The following is a 17,495-nucleotide window of genomic DNA, read 5'->3' as shown; positions in this document are numbered from 1 at the left end:
GCCAGGCAATGGCCGCGTGAATGGAGACCGGGTGCCAATGCCGATCAAAGTGTCGAACATCACAGGCAAGCGTCTGATCACCACGGCATTCTTGGCGGCGTTGGCGGCGAGCGTAGCGGGTTGCGGCACCACCAGCAAGTTCACGACCGGCTCGATTTCACGCTCCAGCAGCAAACCACTGGAGACCATGGCCGCCGGCGAACTGCACAACGCGACGATAGCGCTCGGCGAATCCTATGCCAAGAATCCCAACGACAAGCGCATCGCCACGAACTACGCGGCGGCACTGCAGATGGACGGCGATGCCGACCAGTCGCTCGCCGTCATGCGCAAGCTGGCCATCGCCTACCCCAAGGACCGCGACGTGCTTGCTGCCTACGGCAAGGCGCTGGCCGCCAACGGGCAGTTCGAGCCGGCGCTCGATGCGGTGCGCCGCGCGCAAACGCCGGAGTATCCGGACTGGCGGCTGGTTTCGGCGGAAGCAGCCATTCTCGACCAGTTGGGGCAGAAGGACGAAGCGCGCCAGGATTACCGCAAGGCGCTCGACCTCAAGCCGAACGAACCCTCGATCCTGTCCAATCTCGGCATGTCCTACGTGCTGGAAGGCGATCTGCGCACGGCAGAGACCTATATGCGCTCGGCCGCCGAACAGCCCAACGCCGACAGCCGGGTCCGGCAGAACCTGGCTTTGGTCGTCGGCCTGCAGGGCCGCTTCGACGAGGCCGAGAAGATCGCCTCGCAGGAGCTCTCGCCCGAGCAGGCGCAGGCCAACGTCGCCTATCTGCGCCAGATGCTTGCGCAGCAGAACGCCTGGAGCCAGCTCAAGGATCAGGACAAGGACAAACCCGCGACCAACTGACAGTAGCGCGTCCGATCCTCCAATCTCGCCAAAGACAAAAGCCGCGCGGCATAGGCAGCGCGGCTTTTGTGTATGCGTGAGCCGGATCTCGGCGCTACTCGCTGCTCGACTTGTGCTGATCGCCGAAGACGCCGCGCTGGCTGACCTGGATGCCGGCCGGGCCGAGGATGATGGCGAACAGCACCGGCAGGAAGAACAGGATCATCGGCACGGTGAGTTTGGGCGGCAGGGCGGCGGCCTTCTTCTCGGCCGCGTTCATGCGCATGTCGCGGCTTTCTGCGGCCAGCACGCGTAGCGCATGCGCCACCGGCGTGCCGTAGCGCTCGGCCTGGACCAGCGCCTGCGTCACCGACTTGACCGATTCCAGGCCGGTGCGGCTGGCGAGGTTCTCATAGGCCACCTTGCGTTCCTGCAGGTAGGAGAGCTCGGCGTTGGTCAGGACAAATTCTTCCGCCAAGGCCACCGATTGCGCGCCGATCTCTTCGGCAACCTTGCGCAGGGCGGCCTCCACGGACATGCCGGACTCGACGCAGATCAGCATCAGGTCGAGTGCGTCCGGCCACGCCATCTGGATCGACTGCTTGCGCTTGGCGGCGCGGTTGTTGACGTAGAGTATCGGCGCATAGAAGCCGCCATAGGCGACGACAACGCAGACGAACAGCTTGATGAAAGGCGGCTGCAGAGGCAGTCCGCCGAGCATGAAAACGTAGAGTGCCGCCAACGCGAAACCGACGAAGGGCAGGATAAGGCGGAAGAACAGAAAGCGCGTCAGCGGATTCTGGCCGCGAAAACCCGCCACCTTGAGTTTCTGCAGTGTGCTCTCATCGGCCAGCGCGTGCCTCAGATCCAGCCGATCGACGATGTTGCGCATGCCGATCGACTGTTCCTCGCGCAGGCCGCCGCCCTTGCGGCGGCGATCGGCTTCGTTGGCCAGTCGCGTGCGCTGCTTGGCGCGCAATTCGTCACGCTCGAGCGCCACCGATTTCATGCGCGACTTGAGCTGGTTGCCGCCAAGGGCGGGCAAGAGCGTGAAGACGGTCGCAAACACCGCAATGCCGACCAGGAGCGCGATCAGGAAGGCGGGGTCGGTAAGGGATTTGACGACCTGGTCTGTCATTGGTTTCTATCTTTTTGTTCGAGCATGATCTTCTCCGAAAACCGGGACCCACTTTTCGGGATCATGCTCTAGACTTCGAAGTTCATCATCTTGCGCATCACCATGATGCCGATCGACATCCAGACCAGTGAGCAGCCGATGATCAGGTGGCCGGTGCTGGTGGTGAAGAGCGGCATGATGTAGTTCGGGCTCGACAGGTAGACGAGAAAGGCCACGACGAAAGGCAGGGCGCCGATGATGACCGCGGAGGCCTTGGCCTCCATCGAAAGCGCCTGCACCTTGGCCTTCATCTTCTTGCGGTCGCGCAGCACGCGCGAAAGATTGCCAAGCGCCTCGGAAAGATTGCCACCGGCCTGCGACTGTATCTGGATCACGATGCCGAAGAATCCCGCCTCAGGGCAAGGCATGGTCTCGGCCATGCGGATCGCCGCATCGGGGATCGACATGCCCATCTGCTGCGAATCGATGATCCGGCGAAACTCGGTCTTTACCGGTTCCGGAGATTCGTTGGCGATCAGGCGGATGGCATCATTGAGCGGCAGGCCCGACTTGACCGCCCGCACGATGATGTCGAGGGCGTTCGGAAACTCGGCGAGGAATGCCTTGACGCGCCGGCCGCGGCGAAACGCGACGAACCAGCGCGGCAGACCAAGGGCGCCGGCCAGCAACGCACCGGGAAGGATCAGCAAGGGCGCACCGGCCATATAGGCGAGAGCGGTGAGTACGATGCCGCAGACGGCCGAGTAGATGTAGAAGCGCTCGATGGAAATCGTCATGCCGGCTTGGCGGATCTGCGCCTTCAGCGGCGGCTTCCTGACGTTGCGATCGTTGGATTTCTGCTTTTCGTCGAGCTGCTTCAGCGAATCCTGGACGGACTTTCGCCGCTTGGTTGCTTCGGCGGCACGATCACGCGAGGCCTTGACGACGGAACGGTCGGTTTCGGCAGTCTTGATGGTCTCGAGGCGCTTGCCGACCTGCTTCTCGTTGCTCATCCGGGTGAACAGGAAAGCATAGGCGACCGCGCCGGCGCTGGAGCCGGCCAGCACGACAAACGCCAGTACTGTGGTGTCAATTCCGAACATCGACCAGGACCCCTACGCCTCCAGATGCGTCAGTCAGCGCGTTTCTCCATGGCCTCGAGCGCAGTGGCGAGGCGCTGTTCCTCGCCATAGTAGCGGGCGCGATCCCAAAAATGCGGACGGCCGATGCCGGTCGAGACGTGCTCGCCCAGCAGCCTGCCGTTCGAGTCCTCGCCCTTGATGTTGTAGAGGACGAGGTCCTGCGTGATGATGACGTCGCCTTCCATGCCGATCACCTCGGTGATGTGGGTGATGCGGCGTGAACCGTCGCGCAGGCGGGCCGCCTGTATGATCACGTCGATCGAGCCGACGACGATTTCGCGCACGGTCTTCTGCGGCAGCGAGTAGCCGCCCATGGCGATCATCGATTCGATACGGTTCAGGCATTCGCGCGGGCTGTTCGAGTGGATGGTTCCCATCGAGCCGTCGTGACCGGTGTTCATCGCCTGCAGCAGGTCGAAGACCTCCGGTCCGCGCACTTCGCCGACGATGATCCGCTCCGGCCGCATGCGCAGGCAGTTCTTGACCAGATCGCGCATGGTCACCTCGCCCTCACCCTCGAGATTGGGCGGGCGGGTTTCGAGGCGAACCACATGCGGCTGCTGCAATTGCAACTCGGCCGAGTCTTCGCAGGTGATGACGCGTTCCTCGCGGTCGATGTAGTTGGTCAGGCAATTGAGCAGCGTCGTCTTGCCCGAGCCGGTGCCGCCCGAGATGACGATATTGCAGCGGACACGGCCGATGATCTTGAGGACCTCGGCGCCTTGCGGCGAGATGGCGCCGAACTTGACCAGCTGGTCGAGCGTCAGCTTGTCCTTCTTGAACTTGCGGATGGTGAGCGCGGTGCCGTCGATGGAGAGCGGCGGCGCGATGACGTTGACGCGGGAGCCGTCGGGGAGGCGGGCATCGCAGATCGGGCTGGATTCGTCGACGCGGCGGCCAACCTGGCTGACGATGCGCTGGCAGATGTTGAGCAGTTGCTGGTTGTCGCGGAAGCGGATTCCGGTCTGTTCGACCTTGCCGTTGACTTCGATATAGACGTTCTTGGAGCCGTTGACCATGATGTCGGCGATGTCGTCGCGGGCGAGCAGGGGCTCCAGCGGACCGTAGCCGAGCACGTCGTTGCAGATATCCTCGAGCAGTTCCTCCTGCTCGGCGATCGACATCGCGAAATTCTTGATCGCAATGATGTCGTTGACGATGTCGCGGATTTCCTCGCGCGCGCTTTCGGGATCGAGCTTGGCAAGCTGCGACAGGTCAATCGTGTCGATGAGCGCGGAGAAGACCTGGCTCTTGGTGTCGTAGTAGCTTTCGCTGCGCTCGCGCTGGACCTTCTTCGGCGGCGGCGCCAACGGCGGCGGCTCGACCGGGCGTCGGGCGGGTGGGGCAACGGCGGCACCAGGTTGCGGCGACGCAGGCGCCGGCCGCGCGAGAACCGCCGTGTCCGCAGGCACGGTCGCAGCCGGCGCCGGTGCCGGCTGACGGAATTCCGGATTGAACCGGTTGCCGTCGTCTGAGCCTCTCTTACCAAACATGATCGACTACCAATTCCGCTGCTTGAGCGTCACTTCTTGTTGCGTGAGAGCTTGCTCAGGAGCATGCCAAGACCTGCCTTCTTCTTGGCCTTGATTTCGCTGCGCCCGGTCAGCACATGGGCGATCTCATTGACCAGGCCGACGATCGGGCTCTTGGCATCCATCTCGCCAAGCATGCGCCCGTTGTTGGCTGCGTTTCCGAACAGGAGCGGTTCGAATGGGATGACCGCCATCGGCGTGATGCCGAGCGGCTCGGCGAAATCCGACGATCCGATCTCGGGACGCTTCGGCACGCCCGCCTGATTGATGATCAGCCTTGGCGGCGGATCGTTCGGGCGAAGCCGTTTCAGCATGTCCACCATATTCTTGGTGTTGCGCAGATTGGCCAGTTCCGGCGTCGCGGTAATGACAATCTCGTCAGCCTTGATCAGGGTGCTCTTGGCCCATCCCGTCCAGACGTGCGGGACATCGAGCACCAGCAGCGGTGCGCTGCGCTGGGCCGTGTCGATCAGCTGCGAAAAAGCGTCGGGATCGAAATCGTAGACCCGCTCGAGCGTCGACGGAGCCGCCAGCAGCGACAGGTGCTCGGCGCATTGCGCCAGCAACCGGTCCAGATAGACCTCATCGACGCGCTCGGGCGAAAATACAGCTTCGGCGATGCCTTGTGCCGGATCCTGATCGAAGTTGATGTTGGCCGTGCCGAAAGCAAGATCGAGATCGGCCACCACAACTTCGGACTTGAACAGCGTCGACATCGCCCAGGCGACATTGTGGGCAATGGTCGAGGAGCCGACGCCGCCCTTGGCGCCGATGAAGGCGATCGAACGGCCGATCGGCTCGGCCTCCGGATCGACGAAGATCGACGAAACCACGCTGACGATGTCGGTCATCGACACCGGCGCGATGACATATTCGGAAATACCGGAGCGGATGAGTTCGCGGTAAAGGCCGACATCATTGTAGTGGCCGATCACCACGACCTTCGAGGTCGGGTCGCAATATTCGGATAGCTGGGCAAGCTGCTCCAGCAGCTGCTTGGGCTCGCTGCGCGATTCAAGCAGGATCAGGTTCGGCGTCGGCGCCGACTGGTAGAACTCGATCGCCGTGGCGATGCCTCCCATATGGACCTTCAGATGAGCCTTCGCCATGCGGCGATCCTCACCGGCGAGCTTGACCGGATTGGCGACGCCCTCGGTCTCGCAAAAAGCCTGGATCGAGATGCGCGGGACCGGCCGCAGGGCCTGCATCGCGGCAATGTCCTGTTGCGAGGTTTCTGCGCCATCTACGGGAGTGTCATAGGCAAGATTGCTCATCGTCATGCTCTTTCCGTGACTTGCGCCGCTCAGTAGGTCACTTCCGAATTGCCCAGGAACTCGTCCGAAATGCCTCTGCTGCGGTACGTGTCGATCACCGCGCTGCGATTTTCGGCATCAATATCGGAAGACTTGCGCGGGCCGAGCAGATCGGCCGGATTGGCCATCTGAGCGGCAAGGTTGTTCTGATACGAGCAGCCGAAATCGGCATAGTGCTTGTTTTCCGACGTCTGCGCCAGATCGTCGGGCCAGCGTCCGCATTTGTCGGTCTGGGCTTTCACCGAGATGTAGGCGACGCGCACAGGCGCCGATGCTTCGACGGAAACGGACTGATAGGACGTCATCACGATCCGGTTCCGCTTGATGCCGCTGGCGACCGCCAGCCTGGCGAAATCGCGTCCCGCCGCGGCCGCCGCGATCTCGTTGGCCGAGCCAACCGGGATTGCGATCGTCAGCGCCGGAGCCGCGCTCCGGTCATAGCCGTCCAGAAAGCCCAGAAGCGTGTCACGCTGTGAGCCGGTCATGCCGCGGTCGCCGGCGCCGACCGGAAGATCGATCTTCTGGTTCTTCTCGGCGATCATGATCGGGTGGTTGGTGCGATAGTCGTCCGGAATGGCGCCGACCGTGACGCTGTCGCGCTTGAGGTTGGCGCAGCCGGCAAGCGATGCGACGAGCAGGACCGCCAGGGCCGGAGCGACCGTCCGGTGGATCCGCTTGCGGCCGGACCCTGCGGCGGTGATCATCATGGCCTTTGATGCTGACTGGAACATGTCCGCTTCCCCGCTCACTTGTAGATGAAGCCGACAACGCCGTGGTAGCGGCCGTTGGGCTTGTCGGTCTGCATTGTACCGAAGACGCGATTGACGCGGCCAAGGAACATGCCGGCGCCATCGCTCGGCGCGTTGAAATTGTCGTCCGGCTTGGCCAGATCGTTACGCGCCACCGGCCGCGCCAGATAAGGCGTGATGATGACGACGAGCTCGCTTTCGTTGCGCACGAAGTCCCGGCTACGGAAAAGCGTGCCAAGCACCGGAATCTTGCCTAGACCGGGAAATTGGGTAACCGCCTGCCGAACATCGTCGCGAACGAGGCCGGCGATCATCATGGAGCCGCCAGAGGGCAGTTCAACCGTTGTGTCGGCCAGGCGCTTGCGAAGCGAAAGCACATTCATGCCCTGTTGCTTCACACCAGCTGAAAGGGCCACCGATCCTTCGAGTGTCGGTTCCGAAACCGAGGTCCTGACTTTCAGACTGATGCGTCCAGGCGATAACACGACCGGCTGGAATTCGAGGCCGATGCCATACTCGATCTTCTGCAACGAATAGGTGACGTTGCCGTTGTTGTCCGGGATCGTCTGGCTGTTCGCAATATTGTACTCGCCACCGACCTTGAAGGTTGCTTTCTCACCGGAGACAGCAGTCAATGTCGGCTCGGCGAGCGTCTTCATGACGCCAGCTTGCTCCATCGCGTTGATGTAGCCCTGCAAATTAGAGGTTGCGAAACTGAGGCCCGAATGCGACAGCGACTTGCCGAGGCCGGTGAAATTGTCACTGATCGCGGTCCAGCTGATGCCGTTACTGCCACCACTTCCGATCATGTTGACACCAAGCTGCTTCATCACCACGCGGCTGACTTCGGCGACGGTCACCTTCAGCGTGACCTGGTCGTCGCCGATGATCTGCAGCAGGTTGACGATCTTAGAGACGCGGCGTACCTGGTCCGGGTTGTTGATGTCGACGCCGCCATTGGCGTCACCGCCGGCCGCGGTCTGCGAATACTGTCCCGTCGTCGCTTCACCGCCGGAGACGAAGATGGTTGCCAGGTCGACCGCGCGCTTGGCATCGAGAGGGGTGTCGACGGATCCGGTCAGAACGACGTTGTCGTTCAGCAGTTCGACCTTGATCTCGGAGGATGGAATGAAGCGCTTGAGATAGTCCTCCAATCCGGCGACGTCGCGTTCGACCGCCAGATCCAGGCTGACGATCTGCTCGCCATTGGGACCGAAGACAAAAATATTTGTCTCGCCGACGGCCTTGCCGAACAGATAGATTCGCCTTGCGGTGCGGGTCACCGCATCGGCAACCGCGGGATTGGCGACGAGAATGTCATAGGCATCGCTCGGCAGGTCGATGACCACCGATTTGTTGAGGCCAAGCTTGACGCGCTGGGTGGCAACGGATGCCGTCACGCCGGCACTCCTGTTCGCAGCCTTTGCTTCGACAAGGCCAGGCGCGTTCGTACCGACCAGGAACAGGCCGATTGCCACCGCCATCGCGAACGGCAGTTTACCGTTTAGCCTCATTTCCTTGCTCCCACTTCGGAAACTTCGCCCGACTTGATCAACCGCACCGTTCCGCGCCGACCGTTGCCGGAAACGAGATAGTCAGCCTCGCCCAAATTCTTTTCGTGAGCGTCTGTGATCGGGCGCAGAGCCAGCGTCAGACGATCGGCCATCTGCTGCGCAACCGTGATGATCTCGGCCTGCTGTGGCGTCAGCTCCAGCGTAGCGGTCTGGCCGACCCTGGTCTTCTTGCCTTCCTCATCCTCCTGGATGGTCTGGTCGATCGCCAGAACGCGGATATTCTTCAGGATGGTCTCGGTGGTGAAACCGTTGCCACCGGTCCCGGTATCGGAGCGGCGCGTCATGATGACGTCGACGAAGTCATTGGGCAGGATGAAGCCGCCAGCGGACGTGTCAGCCGATATCGCGGTCGCAACGGCGCGCATGCCGGAGGGCAGGATCGACGACATGAAGCTCTGTCCCTCGCCGATCAGCTTGGAACGCCGCAGCGGCTCGCCGGTGTACATCGCCACGCGGGCAACGGAACCCTTCAGCTTCTCGACCGCATCGGGCTCCGCGGCGCGGGTGATGAAATTGGCGTTGACGCCGTTGGACGGCCACGACTCCCAGCTGATGTTGTTCTCCAGCGGACTGCCCATGCCGACATCGCCCGTCAGGACAAGCACGTCCTGCAGGGCGATGGCCGGCGCTTGCGGAGAACCGACGATGACCTGAGGCGGCGAAGTCGCCACCATGTTCTTCGCCACATATCCTGCACCACCCGCCGCGGCCACCGCCACGCTCAGTATGATCAGTCGGGATGCTGGCATCTGTCCGAACCCTCGCCTTTGGCAAACCACCTAGCCAAGGGGGACTTTGCAGCAGCAATCGTCAAAACAAGGTTAATGTAATGCTTACGATCGTGATTAATTTAAGGTTTACATAAATTAGAACGAACTGCCTCTGGCGCGCAAAAAAGGCGGCCAGGCCGCCTCTTCGAAAGCGAAACTAGATAAAGATGGCTAAGCCGCCAGCCTTGCCAGCGCCCACACCATCAGCGGCGAGTCCGGATAGGTGAGCAGTCCGCCAATGCCAAGCGCGATGCCATAGGGAACGCCGGACGTCTCGTCTGCGAAATGGCGCAGGAACGGGTTGTGGCCGGTATAGGTCGCCAGCGGCGATTTCCTGTAGACGAGGATGGCGATCGTCAACAGGCCACCGATGATTGTCGACGCCACGAGGTATTCGACAAGGTGAATGTTGAGCCCCATCCAGATGGCGGTGGCGGCCAGCAGCTTGGCGTCGCCGCCTCCCATGCCGCCGAGCGCGAACAGACCGAACGTCACGGCCAGCACAAGGCCACCGGCGGCGAAATGCCAGCCATAGGTTGCCCAATCCATACCCGTCAGCGGCGCGACCAGGGCAAAGACAGCCACAAGCAGCACCGGCACGCGATTGGCGATTGTCATCGACAATGTGTCGGAGATCGCGGCGAAAAGCATGCAGAACGGAAACACGACGAAGATCAGGGCTTCAAGCATGGGCGCGGCGCCTGTGGTCAAGATGTACCTGGCAGCAGCCTAGGCATGTTCGCTTAACGATTGATGAGGCGGGGACTTCAAAAGCGCCGGACATCACAAAATGCAGACACCATAAAATAAAGGGCCGCCCGAAAGGCGGCCCTTTTGTTTGCAAGCAACCAGGTTGCTTCGGTATTACGAGGCGTTGACTACTTCGGCGATGTTCTCGAACTTGGCGTTCAGAGCATTGCCAAGGGCGCCAGCGCCGACCATGATGGCGAGCGCGATGAGAGCAGCGATCAGACCATATTCGATGGCGGTCGCGCCGGATTCGTCCTTCACAAAACGTGCGATCAGGTTAGACATTCGAGAGCTCCTACTCCACGTGTTACAGCACTTCCGTCAACTTCTCTTGCCGGTTGATCGGATGCTGCCAATCTAGGGAGAAGCTCTTTCGATCGGCTTAATAAACAGCCTTACCGATTCCTTTCCGGCACCGAACCCGTTGCGTGGTTAACCGTGCGCTAAACGCTGGGAACGTGGACCGGCAGGCAGGGAAAGGGCGGAGATCGGCGCACCTTCAGTATTGCTAAAACAGCCCAGGCTGTAGCGCACCGCGAGTTCGGCGCACCAATCCTTATCGCGCCCAGCCCAGGTTTAACCGTTGGTTCACCAATCTCGTTCATGTTCCGTTGAACAGTTTGCCGCCTTGGAGCGTCTCAATGACCGGGTCGAGATCGTCATTTGCAGTTGCCGCGCTTCTCGCCGCCTCTGCCTTCGTCATGCCGGCCATGGCCGGATCCGGCATCGAAGTCACGATGAACCAGGCGAAGATCGTCAAGTTGTCGCGCGCCGCCGACACCATCGTCGTCGGCAATCCGGCGATCGCCGACGCCGCCGTTCAGGATGCCTCGACAATCGTTCTGACCGGCAAGGGATTCGGCGTCACCAACCTGGTTGTGCTGGACCAGGACGGCAGCCCGATCATCGACGAACAGGTCACGGTCGTGCGGCAGGACGCGTCTTCGGTCAGAATCTACAGGCGCTCCGAAATTCAGACCATGTCCTGCACGCCCTATTGCGAAAGCTCGTACAAGAGCGACAGCGAGAAGGCCTCGGAAGCCGAGATGAGCGCCGGCCACTGAGCGCTCCGGCTGTCGGCACTTGGTGCGACGGCCGCCACGGTTAGTGGCCGGTTAAGGGCGTCTCGACGAATTTAGCGGTCATCAAAACCGGGTTTCAATGGGTCTTCGCTAATGTGCCCGCGACACCGCACACGCATCGGCAGGAACGGCACATGAGCAGGGATCCGGCACCCGAAGACGGCAATCGCAGCAACAGGCGGCCAAGGTTCCGCTCCCGTTTCCTGGGCGATGGTTTCCTTGATAACAGGCGCGGCAGCACGGCGATAGAATTCGCCATGCTTGCCGCTCCGTTTGCAGCCCTCGTCTTCGCCATCCTCGAGAGCTGCATTTCATTTGCCGGCCAGGAAGTGATGGCCAACGCCACGGACGATATCGCCCGTCAGTTGCGCACCGGGCAGATCAAGAAGGCCGACGTCACCGAAGCCTCGATCAAGCAGCTGATCTGCGACAGGCTGAAAATCATGGTCGGCGACAATTGCCCCGGTTCTGGGTCAAATGCTCCACTGCTGGTGGACCTTCGAGAGTATCCGACCTTTGCCGACGCCGCTGCGGCGAGCTTCAAGATCGTCAACGGCGAGATCGAGCTGACACAAGGCACGAATTCGACGAGCTTCGAGGTATCTCCCGGCCTGGCGGAATCGAAGAACATGCTGCGGGTTTTCTACAAATGGCCTGTCATGACAGATTTCATGGCCAAGTCGATGGCCAATCTCAAGGACGGCAAAACGCTGCATTTCGCGTCCGTGACTTGGCAGAACGAACCGTTCGACAACTGAGATTGCAGGTTTGCTTTGGCAAAACGGGGGTAAAGGCATGTATCGTGCGGGGGCACACCGGGGGATTTTGGCAGTCTGGGCAAGGGCGATGCGGTTTTGCGCCGACCGACGCGGCGTGGCGGCCATCGAGTTTGCGTTCATCGTGCCTGTTCTGCTCGTCATGTATTTTGTGACCATGGAGGCTTCGCAGGCCATCGAGACCAGCAAGAAGGTCAGCCGCATCGGCAGCATGGTGGCGGATCTCGTCACGCAGCAGAATACAATTTACAAGGCAGATCTCGATGCGATCATGAAGATCGGTACATCGACCTTGAAGCCCTACAACCGCTCGACCCCGAAGATCGTCATCACGGCGATAGAGGTCACGAGCGATGCCACCCCGAAAGTGCAAGTCGTTTGGTCGCGCAAGCTGGTCGATGGTACGTCGAGCGTCGATGCCGTCAAGGACACTCCCACCACGGTTCCCGCCACGCTGAAGGTTGCAGGCACTTTTCTTATTCGTGTCGAAAGCGACCTTGCCTACGAGCCGGTCATCACCTGGTCGGCGGACGGCCAGCAACGGCTTGGGTTGACCACGGCCTTCAACAAGATATCGATGGGCGAGACTTATTATCTGCGCCCCCGTCGCAGCACGACGATCCCCTGCAGCGACTGCTGAGACAGCGTCTTCCCGATTATTGCTGGCCGCTTTTGCCTGAAACCAGCTTCACGATGGCCGCGGCCATCGCATAGTCCTTCGAGGAAGCGATGGCGAACCCGCCGGAGTGCGCCGCCTCCAGCAGATCGTAGACATCAGGCGTCATCGACTTGAGGTTGGTGAGGAAAACGGTGAGCCGGCGCTTGGCCTCGGGGTCGAGGTCGCTGCGGACGGCATGCGGGCCGTATCTGAGCAAGCCGGACGTCCATACGAGCTGAAGTTCGCTCTTTGGAAGACCCGCCGCCTCAAGCCTCGCCACCGTGCCGGCCGGTTCGGCCAATCGGTCGTCCAGTACCGCCGATTGCCCGTCCAGGACAGCCGGTTGGCCGTCCGCCATGGCTTTCTCCCAACCGAACAGGGCATCGGCCTGGCCGTCTATCAGCATCGCTTCGGCCGCGGCGGCCGAGGCGGCGTGCACAAGATATGGCGCGTCCTCGCTGAGCTCGACGCCATCCGCCTTGAGCCCGGCTAGCGGCATCAAAGAACCGCCGATGCTGTCGGAAGGCGCCATCGCGATCCGGTGTGACGCCATGGCCGCAAGATCCGGAACCTTGCCGTCGCGCGTCACCAGGACGGAGCGGATGCCGATGGCGCCATCGGCATCGACCGGCGCCACGAGAGGTTCGACGCAGCCGCAGCGTCGCGAGGCGGTGGCGTAGGCCGTCGCCGAATAGACCGCGTACTCGATCCGGCCACTTGCCTGCGCCTCGATTAGCGCCGCGTAGTCGCGGGCGACGACAAATTCCACCTTCATGCCGAGCCCCTTGGTATAGGCGTCCGTCAGCAGCGCCAGGCCCGGAACGGTGTTGCCGCCGCCGGCTTCGGCGACGATGCCGATGCGGAACGTGCCGATGTCATCGCGCCAGTCGGCACGCGCCGCGTTCGGCCATGATGCGGCCAGCAACGCAAATGCGGCCGCGCATGCCTTCAAGGCGGACCTCACCGAAAATGCGCCGCCATGTCTCATCACTGCCCTGCCCGCGTCGGCATCCGGTCTCGCCCCGTCTATCGCGCCCAAGCCGTTGCCGTTTGGTTTCCGAATTGCCAATGGCGATGTGGAACCCTATGTCTGGGACCGCAGACAGGCAACACGATCCCATTCGATGGCACGCGCTTTCCTCTTCGTTCTCGATTCCTTCGGCATCGGCGGCGCCGCCGATGCCGAGCGCTATGGCGATGCCGGCGCCAACACGTTCGGGCACATCGCGCTGGCCTGCGCAGAGGGCCGCGCAGATCGCGAAGGCCTGCGCAAGGGGCCGCTCGCCGTGCCAAACATGGTCTCGCTCGGTCTTGCCCGCGCGGCGGAAACCGCGACCGGATTCCGGTTCGACGGCGGCAGGATGCCGCTTGCCACAGCTTTTCATGGCGCGGCGCAGGAGGTCTCGAGCGGCAAGGACACGCCCTCGGGCCACTGGGAGATCGCTGGCCTACCGGTACGCTTCGACTGGGGCTATTTCCCCGAGACAGTGCCGGCTTTTCCGGCCGAGCTGACGCAGGCGATGATCAGGGACGGAAAGGTGCCCGGCATTCTCGGCGATTGCCATGCTGCGGGAATCGAGATCATCGAGCGGTTCGGCGAGGAGCATATCCGCTCCGGCAGACCGATCTGCTACACGTCGGTCGACTCTGTCCTGCAGATCGCCGCGCACGAAGTGCATTTCGGACTGGAGCGGCTTTACGAGTTCTGCAAGGTGGTGCGCGGGCTGGTCGATCCGCTGAACATCGGCCGGGTGATCGCACGGCCCTTTGTCGGGGAAACCGTCGCTACCTTCGAGCGCACCTATAACCGCCGAGACTATGCGGTGCCGCCGCCGGAACCGACGCTGCTCGACCGGCTGACAACGCGCGGAAGCAAGGTCATCGCGGTCGGCAAGATCGGCGATATCTTCGCGCATCGTGGCATCTCCGAAGTGCGCAAGGCGGCTGGCAACATGGCGATGTTCGACAAGGCGCTGGGTGCGATGGACGACGCCGGCGACGGTGATCTGGTGTTTGCCAATTTCGTCGATTTCGACACCGAGTTCGGCCATCGCCGCGACGTCGCCGGCTATGCGGCCGCGCTCGAAGCCTTCGACCGGCGTCTGCCCGAGGCGCTTGCCAAACTGAAGCAAGGCGACCTTCTCATCCTCACAGCGGACCACGGCAACGACCCGACATGGCGCGGCACCGACCACACGCGCGAACGCATTCCGGTGATCGGCGTCGGACAGGACCTTACAGGGGGCGACGTCGGGCTCAGAACGACCTTCGCCGACATCGGCGAAACCGTCGCCGAGCATCTCGGGCTGGCGCGTGGCCTTCACGGCACTTCTTTCTATGCGACGATAGGTGGCCATGCCCGAATTGCCTGAGGTCGAAACGGTCCGGCGCGGCCTGCAACCGGTTCTGGAAGGCGCCCGCCTCGTTGGCGTCCTGGCGCGCCGGCCCGATCTCAGGTTTCCGTTTCCCGAAAAGTTTTCCGAGCGGCTGACCGGCAAGACCATCACCGCACTCGGCCGGCGGGCCAAATATCTCACCATGCATGTGGAGGGCGGTCCGGTGCTGATCTGCCATCTCGGCATGTCTGGCTCGTTCCGCATCGAGACGTCAGATGGCAGCGAGACGCCGGGTGTATTCCATCATGAGCGCTCGAAGAGCACCGCGCACGATCATGTCGTGTTCGATGTGGTCTCGGCCGGCGGTGCCCGCTCCCGCGTCATCTTCAATGACCCGCGCCGCTTCGGTTTCATGCTGTTTGCCGAAGGAGCGCCCGACACGCATCCGATGCTGGCCGGACTGGGTGTCGAGCCGACCGGCAATGCGCTGGATGGCGCCTTGCTCGCCTCGCTGCTCGAAGGCCGCCGATCGCCGTTGAAGGCAGCGCTTCTCGACCAGCGGCTGATCGCGGGACTTGGCAACATCTATGTTTCGGAAGCGCTGTGGCGCGCCGGCCTGTCGCCGCTGCGTGAATCAGGCACGATCGCCAAGGCTGGAAAGAAGGCGGCGGCACAGAGCGAACGCCTTGCGGGAGCGATCCGTTCGGTCATCGCCGATGCGATCGCCGCCGGCGGATCGTCGCTGCGCGACTATGTGCAGACGGACGGCTCGCTGGGCTATTTCCAGCATTCCTTCGCGGTCTACGACCGGGAAGGCGAGCCATGCTCAACGCCCGGCTGCGGCGGCCATATCGAGCGCATCGTGCAAAGCGGGCGCTCGACCTTCTATTGCCGGACCTGTCAGCGGTAAGCTAGGACCAGTCGACAGCAATCGGCAGGAACGAGGAGGCGAAGCCATGGCCTATGAAACCATCATCGTGGAAACGCGCGGCAAGGTCGGGCTGATCACGCTGAACCGACCCAAGGCGCTCAACGCGCTGAATTCCCAGGTCATGGCGGAGGTGGTGGCGGCCGTGAACGGGTTCGGCACCGATGCCGCGATCGGCGCGATGGTCATCACCGGTTCCGAGAAGGCGTTTGCGGCGGGCGCCGACATCAAGGAAATGCAGGCGATCACCTTCGTCGACGCCTATGTGCAGGACTTCTTCGTCGGCTGGGAGGAACTTACGCGTACGCGAAAGCCTGTCATCGCCGCGGTCGCCGGCTATGCGCTTGGCGGCGGCTGCGAACTGGCGATGGTGTGCGATTTCATCATCGCGGCCGACAATGCAAGGTTCGGCCAGCCCGAGATCACGCTCGGCGTCATGCCCGGCATGGGCGGATCGCAACGGCTGACCCGCTTCGTCGGCAAGTCGAAGGCCATGGACATGTGCCTGACCGGGCGGATGATGGATGCGGCGGAGGCCGAGCGCTGCGGCCTGGTATCGCGCGTCGTGCCCGCCGGCGACCTTCTGGAGGAAGCGCTGAAGGCAGCGGGCAAGATCGCCGAGTTTTCGCTGCCGTCGGTGATGATGACCAAGGAGGCGGTCAACCGCGCCTATGAGACGACCCTTGCCGAAGGGCTTCGCTTCGAACGGCGCCTGTTTCACTCGCTGTTTGCGCTGGACGACCAAAAGGAAGGCATGGCCGCCTTTGCCGAGAAGCGGAAGCCGAATTTCACCAACCGCTAGGCGGGTCAAAAAGAAGGCCAAGCGGCGTTGACGCGCCGGAAAAGCTGAACTATAAGCCGCTCCAACCGAGGCGGCCTTTGGCTGCCCGTTTGTTTTTTGCGCCCTGCGGCATCCGCATGCGCCCACCAGATTAGAAGAGAGGCATCATGGCCAATACCTCCTCGGCCAAAAAGGCAACGCGCAAGATCGCCCGCCGCGCGGCGATCAACAAGAACCGCCGCTCGCGTGTTCGGACCTATGTCCGCCAGGTCGAAGAGGCGCTGGCCGCCGGCGACAAGACCGCCGCGCTGGCCGCGTTCAAGGCCGCCGAGCCGGAATTGATGCGCGCCGCGACCAAGGGCGTGCTGCACAAGAATACGGCATCCCGCAAGGTGTCGCGCCTGGCCCACCGCCTTAAGGTGCTGTCGGCCTAATATACATTTAACTAAACTTGGCTTGTTCAAACCCGGCGGATCCCGCCGGGTTTTTTCGTTTGCCGGCAAGTACTTAAAAAGAACGCCCGCAAAGCGCGTCTGGCTTGGATTTCAAAGTCCGGAATGGTTTGCCGGCATATACATGTGCGCTGATACCCGGTTATGCCGAAAGCGGCAGGGTCGGCAATTTCGGCTGACACAAATTCCATATATTTTTCAACAACTTGCAGATGGTGGTCCACAGCTTGTTCACATCGCATCCGGGCGATGGGGGACAAGTTGCTGTCAAGAGAATTATTTCAGAAAATTTCGCGCCGGGTGGCCGTTTTCATATTCGCCGGAAAAGGGTTTGAATCACAATGGCTTTATCAAAATGTGCCGTTGCGGCATCTGCTCCGAACCCGTCTCCGCTAACCAGATTCGTTAAAAATCCGTTAGTCGTGGCCTTGCCCTATCCACAGCGATTTCGGTAATGTCCCTCCATCGAAGGGACGGGCTTTTGGCTCTCACCTAGCCTGAATTGGCCAGCACAAAATGGCAGAATTCATGACGTGGATCAATTCCGCGAACGGGCTTGGTTTGTCTTTTCGAGGCGGTAGGGGACTGGCGTAACTGTACATGGCAGGTCGATGGTGCCGGCGTTTTCGCCGGATGGCATCGTATTGCCTGGTGTGTCGAGAACGGCCCGGCTTGCAAGAGCCGGCACCGGTCCCTT

Annotated in this window: 18 protein-coding genes; 8 read left to right on the top strand and 10 right to left on the bottom strand. The window is 61.9% G+C overall.

Annotated features, from left to right (window positions below):
- The first annotated feature begins 37 nt into the window (after window positions 1-37).
- Window positions 38-859 carry a tetratricopeptide repeat protein gene (locus tag ACSQ3Z_RS07790; protein WP_404279997.1) on the top strand — a complete coding sequence of 274 codons (822 nt, stop codon included), beginning with the start codon at window positions 38-40 and terminating at the stop codon, window positions 857-859.
- 94 nt (window positions 860-953) lie between these two features.
- On the opposite strand, the gene ACSQ3Z_RS07785 is transcribed toward ACSQ3Z_RS07790, so the two are convergent.
- The 9 genes from ACSQ3Z_RS07785 to ACSQ3Z_RS07745 all read right to left on the bottom strand — a co-directional run bounded on the left by ACSQ3Z_RS07785 (window position 954) and on the right by ACSQ3Z_RS07745 (window position 10,070).
- A complete protein-coding gene (locus ACSQ3Z_RS07785; RefSeq protein WP_436170727.1) occupies window positions 954-1,976 on the bottom strand; it encodes a type II secretion system F family protein in 1,023 nt (340 codons plus the stop codon).
- A 68-nt stretch (window positions 1,977-2,044) separates the two neighbouring features.
- Window positions 2,045-3,058, bottom strand: coding sequence for a type II secretion system F family protein (locus ACSQ3Z_RS07780; protein ID WP_436170726.1), 1,014 nt, complete (start codon window positions 3,056-3,058; stop codon window positions 2,045-2,047).
- Between the two features lie 29 nt (window positions 3,059-3,087).
- Window positions 3,088-4,590, bottom strand: a complete 1,503-nt coding sequence (locus ACSQ3Z_RS07775; protein ID WP_436170725.1) for a CpaF family protein — start codon at window positions 4,588-4,590, stop codon at window positions 3,088-3,090.
- 29 nt (window positions 4,591-4,619) lie between these two features.
- On the bottom strand, window positions 4,620-5,903 hold the full coding sequence (locus ACSQ3Z_RS07770; RefSeq protein WP_436171862.1) for an AAA family ATPase: 1,284 nt from the start codon (window positions 5,901-5,903) through the stop codon (window positions 4,620-4,622).
- 29 nt (window positions 5,904-5,932) lie between these two features.
- Window positions 5,933-6,673, bottom strand: a complete 741-nt coding sequence (locus ACSQ3Z_RS07765; protein ID WP_436170724.1) for a CpaD family pilus assembly protein — start codon at window positions 6,671-6,673, stop codon at window positions 5,933-5,935.
- A gap of 14 nt (window positions 6,674-6,687) precedes the next feature.
- Complete coding sequence (locus ACSQ3Z_RS07760; RefSeq protein ID WP_436170723.1) at window positions 6,688-8,205, bottom strand: type II and III secretion system protein family protein; 1,518 nt, start codon at window positions 8,203-8,205, stop codon at window positions 6,688-6,690.
- Window positions 8,202-9,014, bottom strand: coding sequence for a Flp pilus assembly protein CpaB (cpaB, locus tag ACSQ3Z_RS07755; RefSeq protein ID WP_436170722.1), 813 nt, complete (start codon window positions 9,012-9,014; stop codon window positions 8,202-8,204). Before cpaB ends, ACSQ3Z_RS07760 begins: the two co-directional genes overlap by 4 nt.
- Window positions 9,015-9,206: 192 nt before the next feature.
- Window positions 9,207-9,725: an A24 family peptidase gene (locus ACSQ3Z_RS07750; RefSeq protein WP_436170721.1), complete on the bottom strand. Its 519-nt coding sequence runs from the start codon at window positions 9,723-9,725 to the stop codon at window positions 9,207-9,209.
- A 174-nt stretch (window positions 9,726-9,899) separates the two neighbouring features.
- Window positions 9,900-10,070 carry a Flp family type IVb pilin gene (locus tag ACSQ3Z_RS07745; RefSeq protein WP_436170720.1) on the bottom strand — a complete coding sequence of 57 codons (171 nt, stop codon included), beginning with the start codon at window positions 10,068-10,070 and terminating at the stop codon, window positions 9,900-9,902.
- 356 nt (window positions 10,071-10,426) lie between these two features.
- On the opposite strand from ACSQ3Z_RS07745, the gene ACSQ3Z_RS07740 reads away from it, so the two are divergent.
- The 3 genes from ACSQ3Z_RS07740 (at window position 10,427) to ACSQ3Z_RS07730 (ending at window position 12,283) form a co-directional block, all read left to right on the top strand.
- On the top strand, window positions 10,427-10,849 hold the full coding sequence (locus ACSQ3Z_RS07740) for a pilus assembly protein N-terminal domain-containing protein (protein ID WP_436170719.1): 423 nt from the start codon (window positions 10,427-10,429) through the stop codon (window positions 10,847-10,849).
- A 152-nt stretch (window positions 10,850-11,001) separates the two neighbouring features.
- On the top strand, window positions 11,002-11,625 hold the full coding sequence (locus ACSQ3Z_RS07735) for a TadE/TadG family type IV pilus assembly protein (protein WP_436170718.1): 624 nt from the start codon (window positions 11,002-11,004) through the stop codon (window positions 11,623-11,625).
- Between the two features lie 37 nt (window positions 11,626-11,662).
- A complete protein-coding gene (locus tag ACSQ3Z_RS07730; protein WP_436171861.1) occupies window positions 11,663-12,283 on the top strand; it encodes a TadE/TadG family type IV pilus assembly protein in 621 nt (206 codons plus the stop codon).
- Between the two features lie 16 nt (window positions 12,284-12,299).
- On the opposite strand, the gene ACSQ3Z_RS07725 is transcribed toward ACSQ3Z_RS07730, so the two are convergent.
- Complete coding sequence (locus tag ACSQ3Z_RS07725) at window positions 12,300-13,265, bottom strand: phosphate/phosphite/phosphonate ABC transporter substrate-binding protein (RefSeq protein WP_436170717.1); 966 nt, start codon at window positions 13,263-13,265, stop codon at window positions 12,300-12,302.
- 160 nt (window positions 13,266-13,425) lie between these two features.
- On the opposite strand from ACSQ3Z_RS07725, the gene ACSQ3Z_RS07720 reads away from it, so the two are divergent.
- The 4 genes from ACSQ3Z_RS07720 (at window position 13,426) to rpsT (ending at window position 16,780) form a co-directional block, all read left to right on the top strand.
- On the top strand, window positions 13,426-14,673 hold the full coding sequence (locus tag ACSQ3Z_RS07720) for a phosphopentomutase (RefSeq protein WP_436170716.1): 1,248 nt from the start codon (window positions 13,426-13,428) through the stop codon (window positions 14,671-14,673).
- On the top strand, window positions 14,657-15,547 hold the full coding sequence (mutM, locus tag ACSQ3Z_RS07715; RefSeq protein WP_436170715.1) for a bifunctional DNA-formamidopyrimidine glycosylase/DNA-(apurinic or apyrimidinic site) lyase: 891 nt from the start codon (window positions 14,657-14,659) through the stop codon (window positions 15,545-15,547). Before ACSQ3Z_RS07720 ends, mutM begins: the two co-directional genes overlap by 17 nt.
- A gap of 46 nt (window positions 15,548-15,593) precedes the next feature.
- The gene (locus ACSQ3Z_RS07710; protein WP_436170714.1) at window positions 15,594-16,367 is read left to right on the top strand and encodes an enoyl-CoA hydratase; all 774 of its coding nucleotides are present in this window, start codon (window positions 15,594-15,596) and stop codon (window positions 16,365-16,367) included.
- 146 nt (window positions 16,368-16,513) lie between these two features.
- Window positions 16,514-16,780 carry a 30S ribosomal protein S20 gene (gene rpsT, locus ACSQ3Z_RS07705; protein WP_006202948.1) on the top strand — a complete coding sequence of 89 codons (267 nt, stop codon included), beginning with the start codon at window positions 16,514-16,516 and terminating at the stop codon, window positions 16,778-16,780.
- The last annotated feature ends 715 nt before the right edge of the window (window positions 16,781-17,495 follow it).

The organism is Mesorhizobium sp. LjNodule214 (assembly GCF_964252735.1).
Taxonomy (GTDB): domain Bacteria; phylum Pseudomonadota; class Alphaproteobacteria; order Rhizobiales; family Rhizobiaceae; genus Mesorhizobium.
This window is presented reverse-complemented; position numbering and strand designations above follow the sequence as displayed.